Source organism: Nostoc sp. 'Peltigera membranacea cyanobiont' 232, from assembly GCF_002245985.1.
In the GTDB taxonomy this organism is placed as follows: domain Bacteria; phylum Cyanobacteriota; class Cyanobacteriia; order Cyanobacteriales; family Nostocaceae; genus Nostoc.
In genome coordinates, this window is sequence record NZ_NOLK01000040.1 from 61663 (window position 1) to 67731 (window position 6069).

Below are 6069 nucleotides of genomic sequence, written 5' to 3' on the forward strand. Positions count from 1 at the left end.
TTACGAATTAACAAATGAATGGCTGAAAATCAAGATAGTATATTTCGCAAAGAATCACTGGATCGTTTATCTTCTCCAGAAAGATTGGATCAGTTAATGCAGGTAGTCAACCCTTTAGATTGGCTACCTTTGGCGACGCTGGGTAGTTTTGTATTACTGGGGTTAATTTGGAGTATTTTTGGACGTATTCCTGTGACAGTAACAGGAAAGGGAATTCTGATTCAACCGAATCAAGTTGTCACTTTTGAGTCGCCAATTTCAGGACAGTTAAAAAGTCTGAATGTCAAAACAGGACAATGTATAGATCGAGGATATGTCCTAGCAACGATCGATCCGACGGATCTTAAGCAGCAATTGCAACTGCAACGCTCAAAACTAGGGCAATTACAAACACAACAACAAAATTCATCGTTGCTTCAGCGACAACGTACTGCTAAGGAAAAAGAAGCGATCGCATCTTCTAGAGTTAATTATCTTCAGCGTTTGCGGGATACTCAGACTCTCACACCTGCGTTTTATGAAAAAGGCTTAAATGCCATCCGCGAACAGCGCATTAGTTTACAGCAACGGCTCAATGATGCTGTAGCGATCATACCTATACTGAAAGATAGATTGCAGAAGCGCCAGCAACTCGCAGATGCGGGAGCTATTTCTAAAGATACATATCTACAAGCAGAGCAAGAATATACACAGGGAATGCAGACTCTATACGATCTCAGAGCGCAGCTCAAACAGTTAGATGTACAAGAAACAGAAGCACAGCAGAGATACTTACAAAATTTAAGTTCTGTAAGCGAACTGCAAGCGCAATTAAAAGATTTAGATACTAAGAGCCAACGGACTGAGCAAGAAAACGCCGAAAATCTCAATACAAAAATTAATCAAATTCAAGAAGTTAATCGAGCGATCGCTCAATTAGAAAAACAAATATTAGACAATAGTCAGATTGTTAGCCCTAGTAATGGCTGTGTATTAGAAGTAACTGGTTTTTTGGGACAAGTTACTAGTCCCAAAACTCCCCTTGTCACCCTGAACATCGGCGACAAAAACACCCCACTAATTGCCGTCTCCTACTTTAATGTCCAAGATGGTAAGCAGATTCAACCAGGAATGATGATGCAAATCACCCCCACGTCCGTGAAAAGAGAACGCTTTGGCGGCATTGTCGGTAAAGTTGCCTCCGTTTCCCCCTTACCTGTGACTAAAGAAGGTGCAAAGTCTGTAATTGGCAATTCTGATTTAGTAACCAACATCTTGTCAACTGGCGGTGGAGACATTGAAGTGCGAGCAGAAATGGAAATAGCTCCATCTACCTTTAGCGGTTATCGCTGGTCTTCATCACAAGGCCCAAAATTAAACATTTCTACCGGGACAACTACCAGTGTCCGGGTTAAAGTAGCAGAGCAGGCACCAATTACTTATGTCTTGCCCATTCTACGAGAATTTACTGGCATTAACTAAAATTTTAAAAATAGTCTTGTGCAATTGATTCAGCAATTAATTTCCTCAATTCAAAACCTCAATCCCTTACGTAAAAAAGCCCCATTATCAGACCTAGAAACAGCACAAATTAAGATGCCTTCCCGCGTCAAAACTCCCACCCTATTGCAAATGGAAGCAGTAGAGTGTGGAGCCGCAGCTTTCGGGATTATTTTGGCCTACCATCGCAAAATTGTGCCTTTAGCAGAATTGCGACAAAATTGTGGGGTTTCTCGTGATGGTAGCAAAGCCTCAAACATGATCAAAGCTGCAAGAAATTACGGTATGCAAGCCAAAGGTTTTAAAAAGCAGTTGGCACAATTACAAGAACTTCGTCTGCCATACATTGTTTTCTGGAATTTTAATCATTTCTTAGTAGTAGAAGGATTTAAAAAAGATTGGGTTTATCTCAACGACCCAGGTACGGGGCCGAGGCGAGTCTCCTTCAAAGAATTTGATGAAGCCTATACAGGGGTTGTCCTGGTGATGGAACCAGGCCCGGAATTCCAACGTGGGGGTCGCAAACCTAGCTTAATAGGCGCACTTATTGACCGTTTGCGGGGTTCTTGGGGAGCCATTCTCTATTGTTTTCTGGCAGGATTTTTTCTAGTCATTCCAGGGTTAGTTTTACCAGTTTTTAATCAGATTTTTGTCGATAATGTTCTGGTAGAAAATCGTACAGATTGGTTGCGTCCATTGATTTTGGGAATGACAATCACTGCGATTCTTCAAGTGTTGTTGACATTACTACAAAGACGGTTTCTGAGAAAGCTAAATATTAAGTTGTCGGTGGAAATGTCCGGGCAATTTATCCACCATATTCTGCGCTTGCCAGTATCATTTTATTCCCAAAGATTTGCCGGAGAAATTAGCAGTCGAATCAATATCAATACTAAAGTTGCGGAAGTATTATCGGGGCAATTGGCTAGGACTGTAATTGATACCGTGATGGTAGTATTTTACGCCATAGTTATGTTTACTTATGATGGCATACTGACTGCGATCGGTATCTGTTTTGCGGCGATTAATATATTGACATTGCAGTGGATTTCCCGGCAGCGTACAGATATTTATATGCGAATCATCCAAGATAGAGGCAAAGTTGCAGGTACAGAAATTGCTGCCCTTCAAAGTATGGAAACCCTGAAAGCATCAGCGTTGGAATCTGATTTTTTCTCCCGTTGGTCGGGTTACTACACAAAATTTATCAATGGTCAGCAGGAATTAGGCATCACTAATCAAGTACTAGGCGTTTTACCTATTTTATTGACTAGTTTAAGTTCCCTATTAGTTTTAGTTATTGGGGGTCTACGAGTCATGGATGGGCATCTCAGCATCGGGATGTTGGTTGCTTTCCAAAGTTTAATGACTAGCTTTTTGACTCCAGTCAACTCTCTGGTTAATTTCGGCAGCACCTTACAGGAACTAGAAGGAGACTTAAATCGGCTGGATGATGTGTTACAAAATGCAACCGATCCAGAATTGGACAGTCATAATAATTTACATACCTCAACAGCCAAACCCTTACAAAATGCTTCATCCTGCGAACTTAAGGGATATGTAGAATTAAAAAATGTGACATTTGGTTACTCACGAACAGATGGGCCTCTAATTCAAGACCTGAGTTTTCAACTAAAACCAGGACAGCGAGTAGCCTTAGTTGGTAGTAGTGGTTCTGGTAAATCAACAGTTGCCAAATTAGTAGCGGGACTGTATCAACCTTGGTCGGGAGAAATTCTCTTTGATGGTATGCCCAGAGAGCAAATTACTAAGGCGATACTTTCTAATTCTCTGGCAATGATGGAACAGGAAATTTTTCTGTTTGCTGGCACTGTTCGAGATAACTTGACCTTGTGGGATAATACAGTGTCAAATTCTCAATTAGTGCGAGCTTGCAAAGATGCTGCCATTCATGAAGTCATTTTAGCTTTACCTGGGGGGTATGAAGGCAACTTACTTGAGGGTGCTGCTAATTTCAGTGGAGGACAGCGCCAGCGTTTAGAAATTGCTCGTGCATTAGTCAACGATCCGACAATTCTGATTATGGACGAAGCAACCAGCGCCCTAGATGCAGAGACGGAAAAAATTATTGACCGAAATCTGCGCCATCGAGGCTGTTCTTGTATTATTGTGGCTCACCGCCTCAGTACCATCCGCGACTGTGATGAAATCATCGTTTTAGAAAAGGGTAAAGTAGTGCAACGAGGCAACCACAAAGAAATGTCCCAGCTTGATGGTTCTTATGCACGGTTAATTCGGTCAGAGCAGGCTAGTGTTTAGTAATGATACAGTAGAATTCAGAAGTCAGAATTCAGGATTCAGAAGTGAAACAGGCTTTATGCTTGGCTTTGAGACTTAGTTTGCATACTCCACCAACTTAAAATCTGCTGTATTTGCGATCGCAGTTCCTGAAAATAACCTCTTAAGATTATGAATTAAGTTATACTTTCCCTCCCAGAGACTTGTTCAACATCGCTTCACGTCTTCTCAACTCCCGAATATTCTTGATAGGCTCAAGACCCAGATATTGCCCGCGAATTCTTAAAGATAGGTAGTTTAAAGTGTCCCTGCGATCGCTTTCACTACCCGCCAAGGAATGGCTTACAGCCTCTAATTTATTCAACCATTCCAGATGATGCGATCGTGCTTCTGTCTCATCTTGCAGCAACAGCGACAAGGATTGAACATCAACCGAGGGGGCTGGAAACAGATTAGCCAATCGACGATTATAAGGGTTGCGTCCTAAACGATAAGCAATTGACATCGCTGGTTCCAAATATTCAATATAATGCCAGATCATCATTGGCATAAAAATAGTTTCGCCAGGGTAAAGTACCGCATCAAATGCATTGGTATATCGGAGAAAATCTGTTTTCTCGGCTTCTGACATATTTTCCAAGAAGATGCCACTTGTACGACATAGATTAGCGCGATCGATGGCATCTAACTTTTGAGTTTCACGCGGATGAATCAATACAAATCGTTTTGTACCAAAAACTTGAAACAACAAGACATTACGCTGATCGGCATCATAGTGCAAATGAGCGTAGTTATTGCTGGCAGCGACAAACATGTTCGAGTATAAATCGCTCTCATGACTTAAATTTTGGTATAAATTCAGGGGCAAGAACTCAAGCAATTTTTGGGGTGTAGGATACTCAACACAAATATCAAGAGTTGTGGGTTGTGCTTGCAGGAAATCAAGATATACACCCAAGTTCATCATGCGGGGAACATCGCCTGATGTCGAATCTAGCAGATTAGCGATGTAATTTGGAGAGATTTGAACTGGGATGTCAGTCAACCCTGTTCTTACCTTTTCAAGGGTATCCATCTGACGCAGTGATGAATTGTCAAACATATTAGTGATGATCGCTGGGCGCTGCGGCAGAATATACTCTTGGTAAAACACATCTGCTGGAGGTGCTTCGATCCGGTCGATGTTGTCGAGAATCATGTTACTTTTAGTTGCTAATATGCCGTAATGCTGCTTTAAGCCAATTTATATTGTCAACCTTTGTTTTCTTGATTTAACATTGGCAAAGTTACGAACAGCTTACAGACTAATCTAAATATTTCAGACAAATTAAAGCAGCCATAATAGTCCTAAATGATTCACGATCGACAATTTAGTAGTCAGAACTGGGAAAACGGGGATTGGGTGCAACTCAACGTGGGACTCGTAAGGCATCAGGAGGAGGCATTACCGAGCGCCCGCGCCCTCTTTGCTCGGCTCGAACCTTTGGTTACTGACTGGCGGAGTAACGACTTGTTGCGCTGTTTCTTTTTTATGAGAAAACCGCCAGATGTTCGGGTGCGCTTTTTTACAAGAGTGGATCGACAACAAGCGATCGCTCAAATCTCTGAACTCATGTATATTCTTGAGCGTGAGAATTTTATTAATCTATTCTTCTTTAGTGACTATGAGCCTGAAAGCGATCGATTTGGTGGGCTTGAAGCTATGAAATTCGTTCATCAGCACTTCGACGCGGACACTTCAATATGGCTTATACTTGACTATCTCGATCGACATAAACTTAGTGTTATCCCCAAAGACTTACTTCTGTCAACTGTGCTGCACGATCTTTTTAGCTGTGCTTTGTCAGATCGAGTATCTATTCTGGCAGCTTGGCAAAGTTTAAGGGCTTTGATTCCTACACCTCCTGAAGCCACAATTCCAACAGTTGAACTACTTTCTCTCAAAACTTTGTCTGAGTCTCGAACCCTAGCAGGACAAGAAGCTGATGTGTTACAAAAATATGCAACAGCAAACGATATGCTTGCAAAGGAATTAGTTAATCTTCAGCATCTTGGTCAATTGACACAGGATCTGGCTGATATACTTGCCGCAGTAGCGATGTTCAATTTTCACCGCCACGGGTTTGACTGGCATCGTTCAGGGAAATTAATTGAAGCTATAATCCGAATTCTTGAGCAAAAGGATGAAATTAGGACTAGCCCATTCAAGGTGTGTGATTTTGCAGCTTTTTCTGGTTTAGAATCTTAGCAGTTGAGACATGGGGCTTACCCGCATTTCTCACAAGTTTGAAATGCAGAGGGGCAGAGGGGCAGAGGGGCAGAGGGGCAGAG

At 41.9% G+C, this 6069-nt stretch carries 4 protein-coding genes; 3 read left to right on the plus strand and 1 reads right to left on the minus strand.

Features of this window, described 5'->3' with window-relative positions; translation table 11 throughout:
- Positions 1 to 18 precede the first annotated feature (18 nt).
- Both CDG79_RS15795 and CDG79_RS15800 read left to right on the plus strand, forming a co-directional pair.
- Entirely contained in the window at positions 19 to 1461 is a 1443-nt protein-coding gene (locus CDG79_RS15795; protein ID WP_094342937.1) for an NHLP bacteriocin system secretion protein, read from the plus strand.
- A gap of 114 nt (positions 1462 to 1575) precedes the next feature.
- Entirely contained in the window at positions 1576 to 3759 is a 2184-nt protein-coding gene (locus CDG79_RS15800) for an NHLP family bacteriocin export ABC transporter peptidase/permease/ATPase subunit (protein ID WP_094342942.1), read from the plus strand.
- A 160-nt stretch (positions 3760 to 3919) separates the two neighbouring features.
- On the opposite strand, the gene CDG79_RS15805 is transcribed toward CDG79_RS15800, so the two are convergent.
- A complete protein-coding gene (locus CDG79_RS15805; RefSeq protein WP_094342938.1) occupies positions 3920 to 4936 on the minus strand; it encodes a cupin-like domain-containing protein in 1017 nt (338 codons plus the stop codon).
- Positions 4937 to 5089: 153 nt separating this feature from the next.
- On the opposite strand from CDG79_RS15805, the gene CDG79_RS15810 reads away from it, so the two are divergent.
- Positions 5090 to 5986, plus strand: a complete 897-nt coding sequence (locus CDG79_RS15810) for a thiopeptide-type bacteriocin biosynthesis protein (protein WP_094342939.1) — start codon at positions 5090 to 5092, stop codon at positions 5984 to 5986.
- Positions 5987 to 6069 lie beyond the last annotated feature (83 nt).